We start from the raw sequence: 15,565 nt of genomic DNA on the forward strand, positions 1-15,565 counted from the left end.
TTCTCCGTCGCTGGTGTCGGCAGATCCGTGGTGAATTGCTGCCGAGGACGAGTTGACCCGATCGGGGCCGGGGCGACAAGCACCGGACGGGGCCGCACGGCCACTCCGTGAAGTAGGACCGGGAGTTAACGGCAAGACCTGCGCGAACGGCCGATGGCGCACTTCGTGACGTCCGCCCCGACCACGGGTGAATGCGCTGGTCAGGAACTTTCCGAACCGATCGAGAAACGGTTATCCGCGTTCTCCGGATGCGGCATCCTTTTGTTCGATCCACCGAGAAAGGACGGGTGTGATGTCCGGCCGAATCTATGTCGAAGATGTGATGCCGGTGGTCGCCGCGGGACGTTATCCCGCGAAGGCCGTCGTGGGTGAGCACGTCCCGGTGACCGCCGCGGTGTGGCGCGAGGGGCACGACGCGGCGGGCGCGACCGTGGTGTGGCGGGGACCCGGCGACCGGGCGGCGCGGCGGACGCGCATGGTCCTGGTCGACCCGGGCGCGGACCGCTGGTCCGCCCCGATCGCCCCCGACCGGCCCGGCCAGTGGACCTTCCGGGTGGACGCGTGGTCCGACCCGTGGGCCACCTGGGAGCACGCGGTGCGGGCCAAGCTCGACGCGGGTCAGGGCGCGGCGGAGCTGGCCAACGACCTCGCCGCCGGCGTGGACCTGCTGCGGCGGGCGGCGCTGGTCAAGCGGCCGAGGGAGGAGCGGGCGGCGCTGCTGGGCGCGGCACGCGCGCTCGACGACCCGGCGCTGCCACCGGGCAGGCGGGTGGCGCCCGCGCTGGCCGCCCCGGTGGCGCGGGCGATGCGCGAGCGCCCGGTGCGCGACCTGGTCAGCCGCGGCGAGACCCACCGGCTGTGGGTGGACCGCGACCGCGCCGCGCACGGTTCCTGGTACGAGTTCTTCCCCCGCTCCACCGGGGGGTGGGACGCGGGGGGAAAGCCGGTGCACGGCACGTTCGCCACCGCCGCCGACGCGCTGGAGCGGATCGCCCGGATGGGGTTCGACGTGGTGTACCTGCCACCGATCCACCCGATCGGGGAGGTGAACCGCAAGGGGCGCGACAACGCCCTGACCGCCGGGCCGGACGACGTGGGCTCGCCGTGGGCGATCGGCTCGCGCGACGGCGGGCACGACGCCGTGCACCCCGACCTGGGGACGCTGGTCGACTTCAAGGCGTTCGTCGACCGGGCCGCCGGGCTGGGCCTGGAGGTGGCGCTGGACCTGGCGCTCCAGTGCGCGCCCGACCACCCGTGGGTGACCGAGCACCCCGAGTGGTTCACCGAGCTGCCCGACGGGACCATCGCGTACGCGGAGAACCCGCCGAAGAAGTACCAGGACATCTACCCGCTGAACTTCGACAACGACCCGCTGGGCCTGCGCGCGGAGATCCTCCGCGTGGTGCGGTTCTGGATCGGCCAGGGCGTGCGGATCTTCCGGGTGGACAACCCGCACACCAAGCCGCCGGACTTCTGGCACTGGCTGATCTGGCAGGTCAAGCACGAGCACCCGGACGTGGTGTTCCTGGCCGAGGCGTTCACCCGGCCCGCCCGCCTGTACGGGTTGGCGCGCCTGGGCTTCGACCAGAGCTACACCTACTTCACGTGGCGGAACACCAAGGCCGAGCTGACCGGTTTCGGGCTGGAGATCGCCGCGCACGGCCACGAGGCCAGGCCGAACCTGTTCGTCACCACCCCCGACATCCTGCCGCGGGAGCTCCAGGCCGGCCTGCCCGCGATGTCCGCGCTGCGCGCCACCCTGGCCGCGACGCTGGCGCCCACGTGGGGCGTGTACTCGGGCTTCGAGCTGCACGAGCACGAGGTGCTGCGCGAGGGCGGCGAGGAGTTCCGCGCCTCGGAGAAGTACGAGCTGCAGCCCCGCGACTTCGAGCGCGCCCTGCGCGAGGGGCGCTCGCTGGAGCCGTGGCTGACCCGCCTCAACGAGCTGCGCCGCGCCCACCCGGCGCTGCGGCAGCTGCGCGAGCTGCGCTTCCACGACGTCGACAACGACGCGCTGATCGCCTACTCCAAGACCGACCCCGCCACCGGCGACACCGTGCTGTGCGTGGTGACCCTCGACCCGGTCACGCCGCAGGAGGGCACGTTGCGCCTCGACCCGGCCGACCTGGGCGTGGGCGAGGCGTTCACCGCGCACGACGAGGTCACCGGCCAGACCTGGCGCTGGGGGCGGGAGAACTACGTCCGGCTCGACCCGGCCACAGCCGTGGCCCACGTCGTCGACATCGGCCGCCCGACCACGGGCGACCCCGCACGTCGCACCGAAGGAGCGTGAGGACCGTGTCGCTCGCGAACGACCCCACCACCGCCGACTGGTTCAAGCGCGCGGTGTTCTACGAGGTGCTGGTCAGCGCGTTCGCCGACTCCAACGGCGACGGCGTCGGCGACCTGGCCGGCCTGGAGTCCAAGCTGGACTACCTGGAGTGGCTCGGCGTGGACTGCGTCTGGCTGCCGCCGTTCTACGCCTCCCCGATGAACGACGGCGGCTACGACATCAGCGACTTCCGGGCCGTGCGGCCGGAGTTCGGGGAGCTGTCCGACTTCGTGCGGCTGCTCGACTCCGCGCACCGGCGCGGCATGAAGGTCATCACCGACCTGGTCATGAACCACACCTCGTCCGCGCACCCGTGGTTCCAGGAGTCGCGCCGCGACCCCACCGGCCCGTACGGCGACTTCTACGTGTGGGGCGACAGCGACCAGCGCTACGACCTGACCCGGATCATCTTCGTCGACACCGAGTCCTCGAACTGGACCTGGGACCCGGAGCGCGGCCAGTTCTACTGGCACCGGTTCTTCTCCCACCAGCCGGACCTGAACTACGACAACCCGGCCGTGCAGAGCGCCATGCTCGACGTCCTGCGCTTCTGGCTGGACCTCGGCATCGACGGGTTCCGGCTCGACGCCGTGCCCTACCTGTTCGAGCGGGACGGCACGAACAACGAGAACCTGCAGGAGACGCACGACTTCCTCAAGCTGGTGCGCAAGGTCGTCGACGACGAGTACCCCGGCCGGGTGCTGCTGGCCGAGGCCAACCAGTGGCCCGCCGACGTGGCGCACTACTTCGGCGACCCGGGCGTGGGCGGCGACGAGTGCCACATGGCGTTCCACTTCCCGCTCATGCCCCGCCTGTTCATGGGCCTGCGCAAGGAGTCGGCGCTGCCCGTCACCGAGATCCTGGAGCGGACGCCGCCCATCCCGTCGGGCGCGCAGTGGGGCATCTTCCTGCGCAACCACGACGAGCTGACCCTGGAGATGGTCACCGACGACGAGCGCGAGTTCATGTACGCCGAGTACGCGCCGGAGCCGCGGATGAGGGCCAACGTGGGCATCCGCCGCCGGCTGGCCCCGCTGCTGGGCAACGACCGGGGGCAGCAGGAGCTGCTCACCGCGATCCTGCTGTCCATGCCCGGCTCGCCCGTCCTGTACTACGGCGACGAGATCGGCATGGGCGACGACATCTGGCTGCCCGACCGCGACGGCGTGCGCACGCCGATGCAGTGGACCCGCGAGCACAACGCCGGGTTCTCCACCGCCGACCCCGAGCGGCTCTACCTGCCGGTCGTCGACGACCCCGTGTACGGCTACCGCGGCGTCAACGTCGAGTCGCAGCTCGGGCTGGAGTCCTCGCCGCTGAACCGGACCCGCCGGCTGCTGGCCGTGCGCCGGGAGCACGAGGCGTTCGGCCTGGGCACCTACGCGGCCGCCGACGTGTCGAACACGGCCGTCCTGGCCTACCTGCGCCACCACGCGGGCGAGACGCTGCTGTGCGTCTTCAACTTCTCCCCCCGGCCGCAGCCCGTCGAGGTGAAGCTGCCCGGCCTCGACGGGCGGGTGCCGGTCGAGCTGACCGGCGGCGCGCGGTTCCCGGCCATCGGCGGCGAGAGCTACCAGCTCACCCTGCCGGCCCACGGCTTCTACTGGTTCCGGCTCGACGGAGGTGCGGCATGACCACCGCGCTCGGGCTCGACGCCCTGGCCGACGCGTTCGCGACCTGGCTGCCCCGGCAGCGCTGGTACGCGGGCGGGGGCCGCTCCCCGGAGCTGGTGCACGTCGAACGGGTCACCACCCTGCTGGAGGGCGACCCCGGTCTGCTGCACGTGCTGCTCACCGCGGACGGCGAGCGCTACCAGGTGCTGCTGGGCGTGCGGGGGGCGCTGCCCGCCGCGCTCGACGACGCCGCGGTCCTCGACACCCCGTCCGGCGCGTTCTACGCGGCCACGCACGACGGCGAGCTGCTGTCGCGGCTGCTGGCGAACTGCACCGGCGACGAGGACGGGCCGGTGTTCGAGGCCGAGCCGGGCGCGCGGGTCGACCTCGACCTGCCCGCCCGCGTGCTGACCGGGGAGCAGAGCAACACGTCCCTGGTGCTCGGCGAGCGCTACGTCCTCAAGCTGTTCCGACGCGTGCAGCCGGGCGCGCACCCCGACGTGGAGGCGCACCGGGCGCTGCACTCGGTGGGCGCGCCGCACGTGGCCCGGATGCTCGGCAGCATCACGCTGCGGGTCGACGGCTCGCACGCCGCGCTGGGCATCCTCCAGGAGTTCCTGCCCGGCGCGCGCGACGGCTGGGACCTGGCCACGGCCGACCGCGACGCCTTCACCCCCGAGGCCGCGCGGCTGGGGCGCGCCGTCGCCGCCGTCCACGGCGCGCTGGCCCGAGCGTTCGGGCCGCGCACCACGGTGGTCGAGACCCTCGACGACACCGCCGACCGGCTGCACCGCCGGTTCGACGCGCTGGCCGGCGGCGTGCCCGAGCTGGCGCCGCACGAGGACGCGGTGCGCGCCGCGTACGACCGGCTGCGGACCCTGCGGGGGCCGTTCCCCCTGCAACGCGTGCACGGCGACCTGCACCTGGGCCAGGTGCTGCGGTCGGGAGGCCGCTGGACGGTCATCGACTTCGAGGGCGAGCCGGGCCGGCCGGCGGCCGAGCGCAGGGCCCCGCGCCACGCGCTCCAGGACGTCGCCGCGATGCTGCGGTCGTTCGACTACGCCGCCCACCACGGCGGCGCGGCCGACCCCGCCTGGGCGGCGCGGGCGCGGGCGGCGTTCTGCGACGGCTACGCCGAGGTGCTCGACGACCCGCGCTCCCGGCCCGAGCTGCTGCACGCGCTGGAGCTGGACAAGGCCGTCTACGAGGTCGCCTACGAGCGCGCCCACCGGCCGGACTGGACGTCGATCCCGCTCGGCGCGGTCACCCGCATCCTGGGGGCGGCGTCGTGACCGGCGTGCTGTCCTCCCCGGAGGAGGTCGACCGGCTGCTGCTGGGCGACCACCACGACCCGCACTCCCTGCTGGGGCCGCACCGCGAGGGCGGCGACACGGTCGTGCGCACCGTGCAGCCGGGCGCGCTCGCCGTCGCGGTGCTCGCCGGCGGGGCGCGCCACCCGCTGCGGGAGGTGTCGCACGGGCTGTTCGCGGGCGTCGTGCCGGGTGAGCCGGCCGACTACCTGCTGGAGGTCGAGCGCCCCGGCGACACCCGCGTCGTCGGGGACCCGTACGCCGCCGAGCCGACCGTGACGCCCGCCGACCTGGAGCTGATCGCCCGCGGCGAGCACCCCCGGCTGTGGGACGTGCTGGGCGCGCACCCCCGCGACGGCGGCGTCTCCTTCGCGGTGTGGGCCCCGCACGCGCGGGGCGTGCGGGTCGCGGGCGACTTCGACTCGTGGGACGGTCGCGGCACGCCGCTGCGGCGGCTCGGGGCGGGTGTGTGGGAGGTGTTCGTGCCGGGCGTGCGCGTGGGCTGCCGCTACAAGTTCCGCGTGCTCGGCGCGGACGGCGCCTGGCACGAGCACGCCGACCCGATGGCGTTCGCCACCGAGGCGCCGCCCGCCACCGCGTCCGTGGTGACCTCGTCGCGGCACGCGTGGCGCGACGGGTCGTGGGTCGCCGCCCGGCGGGCCACCGACTGGCACGCCTCGCCGATCAGCGTCTACGAGGTGCACCTGGGCTCCTGGCGGCCCGGGCTGTCCTACCGGGAGCTGGCGCACGAGCTGGGCGAGCACGTGCTGGAGACCGGGTTCACGCACGTCGAGCTGATGCCCGTCACCGAGCACCCGTTCGGCGGCTCGTGGGGCTACCAGACCACGTCCTACTTCGCGCCGACCGCCCGGTTCGGCGGCCCGGACGACCTGCGCTACCTCGTCGACCACCTGCACTCGCTCGGCATCGGGGTCGTCCTGGACTGGGTGCCGGCGCACTTCCCGCGCGACGCGTGGGCGCTCGCCCGGTTCGACGGGACCCCGCTCTACGAACACCCCGACCCCCGGCGCGGCGAGCACCCGGACTGGGGCACGTACATCTTCGACCTGGGTCGCCCCGAGGTCCGCGGCTTCCTGACCGCCTCGGCCCTGTACTGGCTCACCGAGTTCCACCTCGACGGGCTGCGGGTGGACGCCGTCGCGTCGATGCTGTACCTGGACTACTCGCGACCGGACGGCGAGTGGCTGCCCAACGAGCACGGCGGGCGGGAGAACCTGGAGGCGGTGGAGTTCCTGCGCGGGCTCAACGACGCGGTCACCGCGCGCTGCCCCGGCGTGCTGGTGTTCGCCGAGGAGTCCACGACCTGGCCGGGCGTCACCGCCGACGACGGCCTGCGGTTCGACTACAAGTGGAACATGGGGTGGATGCACGACGCCCTGCGCTACCTGGGCAACGACCCCGTGCACCGGGCGGCGCACCACGGCGGGATCACGCACTCAGTTGACTACGCGTGGGGCGAGCGCTACCTGCTGCCGCTGTCGCACGACGAGGTCGTGCACGGCAAGGGCTCGCTGTGGCAGCGGATGCCCGGCGACGACCGGCTCAAGGCCGCGGGGGTCCGGTCGCTGCTGGCCTACCAGTGGGCGCACCCGGGCAAGAAGCTGCTGTTCATGGGCTGCGAGTTCGGCCAGCCGTGGGAGTGGGACGCGAACGGCTCGCTCGGGTGGTGGCTGCTCGACGACGAGGGCACCGGCGGTGACGGTGACGTGAACCTCCACCGGGGCGTGCGGCGGGCGGTGGCCGACCTCAACGCCGCCTACCGCCGGGAACCGGCGCTGCACACCCTGGACGGCACGCCGGCGGGCTTCTCCTGGATCTCGGCGGACGACGCGGACCACAACGTCGTCGCGTTCGCGCGGCACGGCGCGGACGGCTCGGTGCTGGTGTGCGCGCTGAACTTCGCGGGCGTGGCCCACCGGGGCCACCGCCTCGGCCTGCCGCACGCGGGCGCGTGGCGGGAGGTGCTCAACACCGACGCACCGGAGTACGGGGGCGCGGGCGTGGTGAACGGCGTGGTGCGGGCCGTCGCCGACCCGCTCGGCGGGCTGCCCGCCTCGGCGGAGCTGGACCTGCCGGCCTGCGGGGCGGTGTGGCTGACGCCCGCGTGACGGGCCTCGGGTGACGCGGGGGCGGGCGGCGCGGGCGCCCGCCCCCTCATCCGCATTCCGGCGGGTTGTGCGCCGGAATGCCAACCCTGGACGTATCCCCTGACGTACACGCGTGTAACTTGCGTACAAACGGGGTAGAGGATCTTTCTATGAGCACACCGATCTACGACGAGCTGGCAGCGATGCTGCTGACCGACAAGCCCGCCGAGACCGAGGCCACCGGACCGCCGCAGGCCGAGCCGGCCCAGGAGCAGGCCGCGCCGGCGCGCACGGGCGGCCGCAGGCGCAAGCCCGAACCGGACGCCTGAGCGTACCCGAGGTCGAACACGCGTTCGACCACCGGGTTATGCTGCCCGCATGCAGGTGTCGCTGTTCGACGACGGCGAGCAGGCCCCCGCGCTGCGCCCGCTGACCGGCGTGCGGCGAACGGTCCTGGGTGACGGCGCGTGGGTGGACGTGCTGCCGGGCTGGTTGACCGGCGCGGACGCGGTGTTCCGCCGCCTGGTGGCCGAGGTGCCGTGGCGCGCCGAGCGCAGGCAGATGTACGAGCGCGTGGTCGACGTCCCGCGCCTGCTCTGCTTCTACGACGAGGCCGCTCCCCTGCCCGACCCGGTGCTCACCGAGGCGCGCGCGGCGCTGAGCGGGTTCTACGCCGACGAACTGGGCGAGCCGTTCCGCACCGCCGGCCTGTGCTACTACCGCGACGGCCGCGACAGCGTGTCCTGGCACGGTGACACGATCGGGCGAGGCGCGACCCAGGACACCATGGTGGCGATCGTGTCCGTCGGCGCACCGCGCGCCCTGGCCCTGCGCCCGCGCGGCGGCGGCCCGACCACCCGCTACGCCCTGGGCCACGGCGACCTGATCGTCATGGGCGGCTCGTGCCAGCGCACGTGGGAGCACGCCGTGCCCAAGGCCCCGAAGCCCGTCGGCCCCCGCGTCAGCGTGCAGTTCCGGCCGCGCGGCGTGCGCTGACCGGGAGGCGCGGGGACCTCGGGTCCCCGCACCCTCACAGGACGGCGACGAGGGCGTCCGCGGCGGTGGTGCTCGGGCGGTCGCTGACCTGGCCGTCGCCCAGCTCCACGACCCGCCACTCCCCGTCGGCGCGCCGGGCCAGGTCGACGGTGGCGAACCGCAGGTCGGCGACCAGCGGTCCGACCACGTCGAGGTCCGGCGCGTCGGGCACCTCGTTCGGCGTGTCGGGGTGGGGGCCGACGAGCACGCAGGCCCCGTCGACCCACCAGGTGCGGACCTCGGTGGAGGTGAACCGCTCGAAGCGGCGCAGCACGAACCCGCCGGTGGCGTCGTCGCCGCGCAGTTCGAGGAACCGCTCGGCGACCTTCCAGGCGGCCCCGGCGTCGGCGAGGTCCGGGATGTACGCGGCCTCGTCCCAGTGGTGCTTCTCGGACTTCGTGTAGTCGCGCAGCACGGCCGCGCCGCCGCCGAGGTCGCGGCGGGCCCGGTCGAAGGCGTCGCGGTCGAAGCCGTCCGTCCACACCGACCCCGGCGTGAGCGCGGTGAAGTCGTCGTACCAGCCGGGCAGCTCGTGGGCGCGGCGGTACTGCTCGGGCGTGGTGCGCGCGGTGACGCCCCGGGCGGCGAGGGCGGCGGCGAACGCGGCGTAGTGCCCTGAGCTGAGCATCCAGCCCCGGTAGACGGCGTCGTCGTCGGCCGGCACCCGCGCCACGGCCCGGTCCGCCTCGCCCCGGGCGAGCGCGTCGTGGTCGACGACCGCGACGCGGTGGCCGGCGTCGCGCGCGGCGGCGGCCTCGGGGGCGAAGTGCGGGTCGGGGCGCACCGGCCGCAGCGGGTCGGCGGGGACGAGCAGCATCATGGCCGTCATGGTGATCGTCCGCGCGGCCGAGGGCCAGCGGTTTCGCGGAGGTCGCGCACCTTGCGCAAACCCTCGCGCCCGACGCGCCCGCCGGTTGATCATGGGAGGGGCGACGGGGGGAGGTCCGGGGTGGGCGGGGTTCGGGCACGGGTGGCGGTGGCCTGCGCGACCTTCGCGCTGCTGGGCGTCAACGCGGCCGTGGTGGGCGTGCTGCTGCCGACCCAGCTCGTGGACTACGGCGTGGACCGGTCCACGCTCGGCGTCGTCTTCCTGACCGGCGCGGCCGGGTTCGCGCTGGGCGGTGCCGCCGCCGGGCCGCTGCTGCACCGCTGGGGACCGCGCGCCGCGCTGTGCTCGAACGGCCTGCTGCTGGCGGCCGGCGCGCTGGTCACCGCCCTGCACCCGCCGTTCGCGGTGCTCGTGCTGCTCCAGGTCGTCACGGGCTGGTCGAGCGGGGTGCTGGAGTCGGTCCTCAACGCGGAGCTGGCGGCGCTGCCCAACGCCACGACCCGGCTCAACCGGCTGCACGCGTTCTTCGGCGTGGGCGCGCTGCTCGGCCCGATCGGCGCGACCCGGCTCCTGGAGGTCGCGCCGTGGCCGACCACCTGGCTGGTGCTCGGCCTGGTCACGCTCCCCCTGGCCGCCGGCTACCTGGCCGTGTTCCCCGCCGCACCGCCCGGGGTGGCGGCGCCGGCAGGGTCGGGGCCGGTCGGGTCGGGGCCGGTCGGGTCGGGGCCGGTCGGGTCGGGGCAGGTCGGGTCGGGGGGCCTGTTGGGCGCGGCGCTGCGCCGCCGGGGCGTGCCGGCGGCGACCCTGTTGCTGCTGCTGTACGTCGGGCTGGAGCAGGCCGTCGGCAGCTGGGGGTTCGGCTACCTGGTGGAGGCGCGCGGGCACGCCGACCTGGTCGCCGGCTACGCGGTGAGCGGCTACTGGCTGGGCCTGACCGCCGGTCGGTTCACGATCAGCCCCGTGCTCACCCGCCTCGGCTGGACGGCGGTCGGCCTGATGACCGCGTGCCTGGGCGGGGTGGCGGTGGTCTCCGCCCTGATGTGGCTGACCCCCCTGCCCCCGCTCGTGGGCTTCGCGCTGCTCGGCTTCGCCCTGGGACCGGTGTTCCCGACCGCGATGGCGGTGGTGCCGGTCCTGACCGGCGACCGCCTGGCCCCGACCGCGATGGGCCTGCTGAACGCGGGGTCGTCGATCGGCGGCGGCGTCCTGCCGTGGGGGGCGGGCGCGCTGGCCCAGGGCGCGGGCGTGTGGACGCTGCTGCCGTTCGCGCTCGCGCTGGCCGTGCTGCAACTGGCCGTGTGGTGGCCCCTCGCCCGCCGGGTCCGGGCCGGGACCGCAGGCCCGGCCTCGTGACGCCCGACCGCGTCGCGGGCACGGACTACGATCGGCGCGTGGACCACGGCGACGACCTGATGGCCTGGGCGCCGCAGCCGACCGGGGACGCCGCATACCCCGTGGTCGCGCTGCCCGGGTACAGCGATTTCCGGCTCGTCGCGCACGGCGGTGAGGGCACGGTGTACCGGGCGCGCCAGGACGGGCTGGGCCGGGACGTCGCGGTGAAGGTGCTCGACGTGACCGACCCGGACGCGGTCGGCCGGTTCCGCCGCGAGCTGGAGATCACCGTCCGGCTGGGCCGCCAGCACCCGCACATCGTGACGGTGCTGGACACCGGGGTGGTCTCCGGGCGGCCGTGCATCGTGATGGAGTACTACGACCTCGGGTCGCTGGCCGACCGGCTCGCGCAGCGCGGGCCGCTGCCGGTGCAGGAGGTCGTCGCGGCCGGGATCGCGGTGGCCGACGCGCTGGCGTTCGCGCACGGGCAGGGCATCCTGCACCGGGACGTGAAACCGCAGAACATCCTGGTGCTGCCGACGTCCTACGTGCTGGCCGACTTCGGCATCGCGCGCGGCGCGGACGCGGCGCACACCGCGTCCCTGCACCTGGTCAGCTACCGGCACGCCGCGCCGCAGATGGTGGACGGGCAGCCGCCGGACGCCTCGGACGACCTGTGGTCGCTGGGGTCGACGCTGTTCACGCTGCTGGACGGGCAGCCGCCGTTCACCTCGGACCGGCCCGGCGAGGACACGATGCTCGGCTACCTCGGCCGGGTGCGCGAGGGGCAGCCGCGGTCGCTGCTGCGCCGCGACGTGCCGGTCGAGCTGATCGCGATCATCCTGCGGTGCCTGCGCAAGTCGCGGGACGAGCGGTTCCCGGACGCCCTGGCGCTGCGCGCCGCGCTGGCGGCCGTGCCGACCTGGACACCGCAGTCCACAGTGGACCCCGACCACACGGCGGCGGTGCGGCGGGAGGTGCTCGAGCGCTTCCCGGACGGGCCGACGTCGGTGCCGGACTTCGGCCCGCGCACCGAGGTGGAGACACCCGAACCGGAGCCCGGCCCCGCTGCCGAGCCGGTGCGCACGTGGGCGGAGGACCTGGCGGAGCTGACCGTCCGGCACGAGCCGCGCCCGCGCCCCGTCGTGCCGCCGCCCCCGCCGCCGGTCGTGGAGCTGCCCGAACCGCCCGCCCGGAGGCGCTCACGCGGGCGGTGGGTGGTGGCGGGCGCGGTCGCGGTGGTGGTCGGCGCGGGCGTCGGGGTGGCGCTGAGCCTGCCCGGTGCGTCCGAGCGGGTGGCCGGGCCGACGTCGTCCGCCGCGCCCGCGACGACCACCGCCACCACCACACCCGCGCCCACCACGACGGCGGCGACCGTGCCCGAGGGCGGCGACCCGGCGATCACGCCGGTGCTCAAGCGCCTGGAGGACACCGGGGACCGCATCGAGCTGTTCTGGACCGACCCGAGCGGGGGCGGCGCGCAGTTCGTCGTGGTGGACGTGACCGGTCCGACGGCGAAACCCCTGGTGACGGTGGCGGCCGGCGCGACCTCCCACGTGCTGGAGGGCCTGGAGCCCGACGCGCCGCAGTACTGCTTCCAGGTCCTCGCGATCGGCCTGGCCGACCCGACGACGCAGCGCGCCGCCTCGGCCCGCACGTGCGCCGTCCGCGCCAACCGGTAGCGCCCGACCAGTAGCGCCCAACCAGTAGCGCCCGGCCGGTGGCGCCCGGCCGGTGGCGCGGCTAGCGCCGCCGCAGCGGCCTCGGGTCCACGGCCCAGAACACCCGCCGGTACCAGGGCACCCGGCGGCGGACGTCGCGGCGCACCTCGCGGGCCAGCTCCCAGGCGCGGCCCGCCGACGCGGGGGCGTCGGGCGCGAACGCCGCGTGCTCGGCGAGCCGGGCCAGGTCGAGCGCGGCCGGCGAGCCCAGGTCGCGCGCGACGGCCGGCGCGGTCCGGTCGGGCGGCGGCGTGCGGCCCGCGAGCAGCAGGCCGTCCAGCACGTGCGCCCACGCGCCGGTCGGCCCGGCCCGGCGCAGCCGGCGACCGCGGTCCGCCCTGGCCAGGACGAGCACCAGCAGCAGGAGCACCGGGACCGCGCCGAGCACCGCGTAGCCGGTCCACCGCCGCGACCCCGCCCCGGGGGCGGCCTGCGCCGCCACCGGGCTCGACGGCGTCACCAGCGGCGGGGGCGGGGACAGCGAGGTGCTGGTCGGGCTCGCGGTGACCGAGGCGAGCCGGTCGAGGACCTCGCGCTTCTGCGCCGCGCTCGCGCCGCCCGAGGACACGCCCGACACCGGGTCGAACGGCACCCAGCCCCAGCCCGCGAAGTACATCTCCGGCCACGCGGTGGCATCGCTGCCGCGCACCACCCGCTCCTCCCCCGCCGCCGGCTGGAACCCGACCACCACGCGCGTCGGCAGGCCGACCGAGCGGGCCAGCACCGCGAACGCCGACGCGAACTGCTCGGCGGTGCCCGCGTTCGCCCCCGGCTCGCCGGGCGTGCCGAACAGGAACCGCTCCAGCCGCGCGTACGACGACCCGACGGGCGCCCGCGCGTCCGGCGTCCGGTCCTGCTTGACCACCTGCTCGATCGCCACCGCCCGCTCGTAGGGCGTCCGCGCGGCCCGCACGACCTGCCGCGCGTACTCCGCCAGCGACTCCGGCAACCCGGGCACGGCCAGGTAGCGGCGCGTCCGGGGACCGGTGGGCACGGTGGCGGTCAGCAGGTCGTCGTCGGCCGGCACGTCCACCGCCCCGCGCACCCGGTAGGTCAGGCCCGGCGACAGCTCGGCGGGCAGCACCAGCGAGCCGGAGTCGGGGTCGACCACCGCGTCGGCGAGGGAGACCGCCGTCGGCCGGCCCGCGGTGGGCAGCCAGCTGCCGCGCAGCTCGCCGATGGTCACCTCGACCTCGGCCTCGTCGACCCGCGCGCCCGCGGGCAGGTCGGGTTCCGCGACCGCGCCGATCGGCCCGTACAGCGACGCCGCGCGCCACGCCGCGCCCGAGTAGTCCGACAGCGCCGCCAGCCGGATCGCCCGCTCGGGGCCGCGCACGCGGAACAGCTCGGTGTCGCCCAGGTCGGCCCACGAGGCGAGCTGCGGCAGCGGGTTCGCCACGCCCAGCCCGCTGACCGGCGGTTCGACCAGGTCACGCGGTTCGAACGCCGCGCCGGGCGGCAGCACGAGCGCCAGCAGCGCCACCACGGCCACCGGCACGGCGGGCAGGGCGGTCAGCACCCGGCCGCCCGTCTCCAGCCGGTCGACCAGCAGCCAGCCCAGCGCGACCAGCGCCACGAGCCCCACCGCGACCAGCCCCGCGCGGTCGGCGCGCCCGGCGGTGAGCAGCGCGGTGGCCGTGTAGAGCACCACCGCGCCCACCAGCGGCGCGAGCAGCGACCGGCCGCCGCGCAGCAGGGACAGCACGACCAGCAGCGACACCGCGAACACCAGCAGCGCGCCGGGCGCCAGCAGTTCCGGCGCGGCGGGCGCGGGCCGGGCCGCCGTCAGCAGCCTCGGCACCAGGTCCAGCAGCACGGGCAGCGGGTCGGTCGAGCCCACCGCCGCGGGCGCGGCCACCCGGTACGCGCCGGCCACGGCGAGCGCGACGAGCCCGAACGCCACCAGCCCCGTCGGCAGCCGCCGCCACCGCAGCAGCGGCAGGCACGCGAACGCGGCCAGCGCGGCGCCGGCGAACACCAGCGACGGCGCGAAGCCCTGCCACCCCGCGCCCAGGTGCAGCGCGGCCACCACGAGCAGCGACGCCGACCAGCCCAGCCGCGCGCTCACCGCGACACCACCGCGCCGCAGGCACCTGACAGCACCCCGGCCGGCCGCCGGCGCGACACCACCGACCCGCCCCTCACCGCGACACCACCGCGTTCCAGGCGTCCAGCAGCCCTTCGGCCCGGGGGTGCCGCAGCACGAGCACGGACCCGGTGGCCGAGACCGGGCTCACCGGTTCCGGGTCCACCGCCAGCACGACGCCCACCGACGCCCGTCCCGCCTCCAGCACCAGCGCGGACAGGTCGGCCGCCGCGCCGCACACCACCGCCACCACGTCCAGGTCGCGGATCGGCACGGGCCGCGCCACACCCCCGCCCCCCGCCACGCCCACGTCGGCCAGCGCCGCCAGCACCACCGCCGCGTCCGCGTCCACCGCGCCCGGCGGCAGCTCCAGGTCCACCGCGCCCGAGGAGGTCACCAGCCGCACCGGGTGCCCGTCGGCGACGGCGACCGCGACCAGCGACGCGGCCACCTCGACGGCGTGCTCGAAGTCCCCCGCCGCCGCGTAGCCCGTCGCGCGGTCGTCCAGCACGACGGCCAGGTGCGGGCGCGCCGGGTCGGCGTCCTCCCGGACCATCAGCGTGCCGGTGCGCGCCGACGTCGCCCAGTGCAGCCGCCGCAGGTCGTCGCCCGGCACGTACTCGCGCAGGCCGACCAGGTCGGTGCCGCCGCGCTCGACGCGCTCGTCCGCGCCCACCTGACCGCGCCGCGCGCCGCCGGGCAGGCCGCGCACCGGCAGCACGCGCGGCACGACCCGCACCTCCACCACGTCGCCGACCACGGTCCGGGCCCGCGCCAGGCCCGCCAACCCGCGCCGGTCCAGGGTCAGCGGCCCGACCGCGACCAGGCCCCGGGTGTGCGTCGGGATCGGGTACTCGACCTTCACCTCCTGGCCGGGTGCGAGCAGGGGCAGGTCCACCGGCACCATCTCGCCCGCGACCTCGTCGGTCGCGTCGAACAGCACCGGGAACCGCCTGCTGGTGCCGGTCAGCTCCAGCACGCCGCGGCACGACCCGAGCCGCTGCACGGTGCGCGGGCGCACGGTGCGCCTCGGCTCGACCCGGGCCCGCGAGAGCACCGACACCACGCCGGCCAGCGCCAGCGCGACCAGCGCCGCGCCCAGCCCGACGACCCCCGGGTAGCGCCACCACAGCCCCGCCGCGACCAGCGCCGCCCCGAGCAGGACCGCGCCCAGCCCACGCGCGGTCAGCCGCACGCGG

The 15,565-nt window shown here is 75.8% G+C and carries 11 protein-coding genes; 8 read left to right on the forward strand and 3 right to left on the reverse strand.

What is annotated here, in order from left to right:
* The first annotated feature begins 292 nt into the window (after positions 1 to 292).
* The 6 genes from ACRAKJ_RS23270 (at position 293) to ACRAKJ_RS23295 (ending at position 8,359) form a co-directional block, all read left to right on the forward strand.
* Positions 293 to 2,293, forward strand: coding sequence for a maltotransferase domain-containing protein (locus tag ACRAKJ_RS23270; protein ID WP_438925791.1), 2,001 nt, complete (start codon positions 293 to 295; stop codon positions 2,291 to 2,293).
* Positions 2,290 to 3,966, forward strand: coding sequence for a maltose alpha-D-glucosyltransferase (gene treS, locus ACRAKJ_RS23275; RefSeq protein ID WP_447008661.1), 1,677 nt, complete (start codon positions 2,290 to 2,292; stop codon positions 3,964 to 3,966). Before ACRAKJ_RS23270 ends, treS begins: the two co-directional genes overlap by 4 nt.
* Complete coding sequence (locus ACRAKJ_RS23280; protein WP_438920993.1) at positions 3,963 to 5,237, forward strand: maltokinase N-terminal cap-like domain-containing protein; 1,275 nt, start codon at positions 3,963 to 3,965, stop codon at positions 5,235 to 5,237. The genes treS and ACRAKJ_RS23280 overlap by 4 nt, the downstream gene beginning before the upstream one ends.
* Entirely contained in the window at positions 5,234 to 7,384 is a 2,151-nt protein-coding gene (gene glgB / locus ACRAKJ_RS23285) for a 1,4-alpha-glucan branching protein GlgB (protein ID WP_438920992.1), read from the forward strand. Before ACRAKJ_RS23280 ends, glgB begins: the two co-directional genes overlap by 4 nt.
* A gap of 149 nt (positions 7,385 to 7,533) precedes the next feature.
* Positions 7,534 to 7,692 carry a hypothetical protein gene (locus ACRAKJ_RS23290; RefSeq protein WP_438920991.1) on the forward strand — a complete coding sequence of 53 codons (159 nt, stop codon included), beginning with the start codon at positions 7,534 to 7,536 and terminating at the stop codon, positions 7,690 to 7,692.
* A 49-nt stretch (positions 7,693 to 7,741) separates the two neighbouring features.
* Positions 7,742 to 8,359, forward strand: coding sequence for an alpha-ketoglutarate-dependent dioxygenase AlkB (locus tag ACRAKJ_RS23295; protein ID WP_438920990.1), 618 nt, complete (start codon positions 7,742 to 7,744; stop codon positions 8,357 to 8,359).
* Between the two features lie 34 nt (positions 8,360 to 8,393).
* Here ACRAKJ_RS23295 and ACRAKJ_RS23300 read toward each other — a convergent pair whose 3' ends face one another.
* Positions 8,394 to 9,218, reverse strand: coding sequence for an ATP-grasp domain-containing protein (locus tag ACRAKJ_RS23300; protein WP_438920989.1), 825 nt, complete (start codon positions 9,216 to 9,218; stop codon positions 8,394 to 8,396).
* A gap of 129 nt (positions 9,219 to 9,347) precedes the next feature.
* On the opposite strand from ACRAKJ_RS23300, the gene ACRAKJ_RS23305 reads away from it, so the two are divergent.
* Together ACRAKJ_RS23305 and ACRAKJ_RS23310 are read left to right on the forward strand one after the other, a co-directional pair.
* Positions 9,348 to 10,580: an MFS transporter gene (locus tag ACRAKJ_RS23305; protein WP_438920988.1), complete on the forward strand. Its 1,233-nt coding sequence runs from the start codon at positions 9,348 to 9,350 to the stop codon at positions 10,578 to 10,580.
* 38 nt (positions 10,581 to 10,618) lie between these two features.
* Complete coding sequence (locus ACRAKJ_RS23310) at positions 10,619 to 12,241, forward strand: protein kinase domain-containing protein (protein ID WP_438920987.1); 1,623 nt, start codon at positions 10,619 to 10,621, stop codon at positions 12,239 to 12,241.
* A 61-nt stretch (positions 12,242 to 12,302) separates the two neighbouring features.
* Here the strand turns inward: ACRAKJ_RS23310 and ACRAKJ_RS23315 are convergent, their stop codons facing one another.
* Both ACRAKJ_RS23315 and ACRAKJ_RS23320 read right to left on the reverse strand, forming a co-directional pair.
* Positions 12,303 to 14,348: a transglutaminase-like domain-containing protein gene (locus tag ACRAKJ_RS23315; RefSeq protein ID WP_438920986.1), complete on the reverse strand. Its 2,046-nt coding sequence runs from the start codon at positions 14,346 to 14,348 to the stop codon at positions 12,303 to 12,305.
* A 73-nt stretch (positions 14,349 to 14,421) separates the two neighbouring features.
* A complete protein-coding gene (locus ACRAKJ_RS23320) occupies positions 14,422 to 15,561 on the reverse strand; it encodes a DUF58 domain-containing protein (RefSeq protein ID WP_438920985.1) in 1,140 nt (379 codons plus the stop codon).
* Between the last annotated feature and the right edge of the window lie 4 nt (positions 15,562 to 15,565).

This window comes from Saccharothrix sp. DSM 118769 (genome assembly GCF_052936295.1).

Coding starts and splice junctions, on each gene's coding strand:
- ACRAKJ_RS23270 (WP_438925791.1), top strand. CDS start 293: ATGTCCGGCCGAATCTATGTCGAAGATGTGATGCCGGTGGTCGCCGCG.
- ACRAKJ_RS23295 (WP_438920990.1), top strand. CDS start 7,742: ATGCAGGTGTCGCTGTTCGACGACGGCGAGCAGGCCCCCGCGCTGCGC.
- ACRAKJ_RS23300 (WP_438920989.1), bottom strand. CDS start 9,218: ATGATGCTGCTCGTCCCCGCCGACCCGCTGCGGCCGGTGCGCCCCGAC.
- ACRAKJ_RS23290 (WP_438920991.1), top strand. CDS start 7,534: ATGAGCACACCGATCTACGACGAGCTGGCAGCGATGCTGCTGACCGAC.
- ACRAKJ_RS23280 (WP_438920993.1), top strand. CDS start 3,963: ATGACCACCGCGCTCGGGCTCGACGCCCTGGCCGACGCGTTCGCGACC.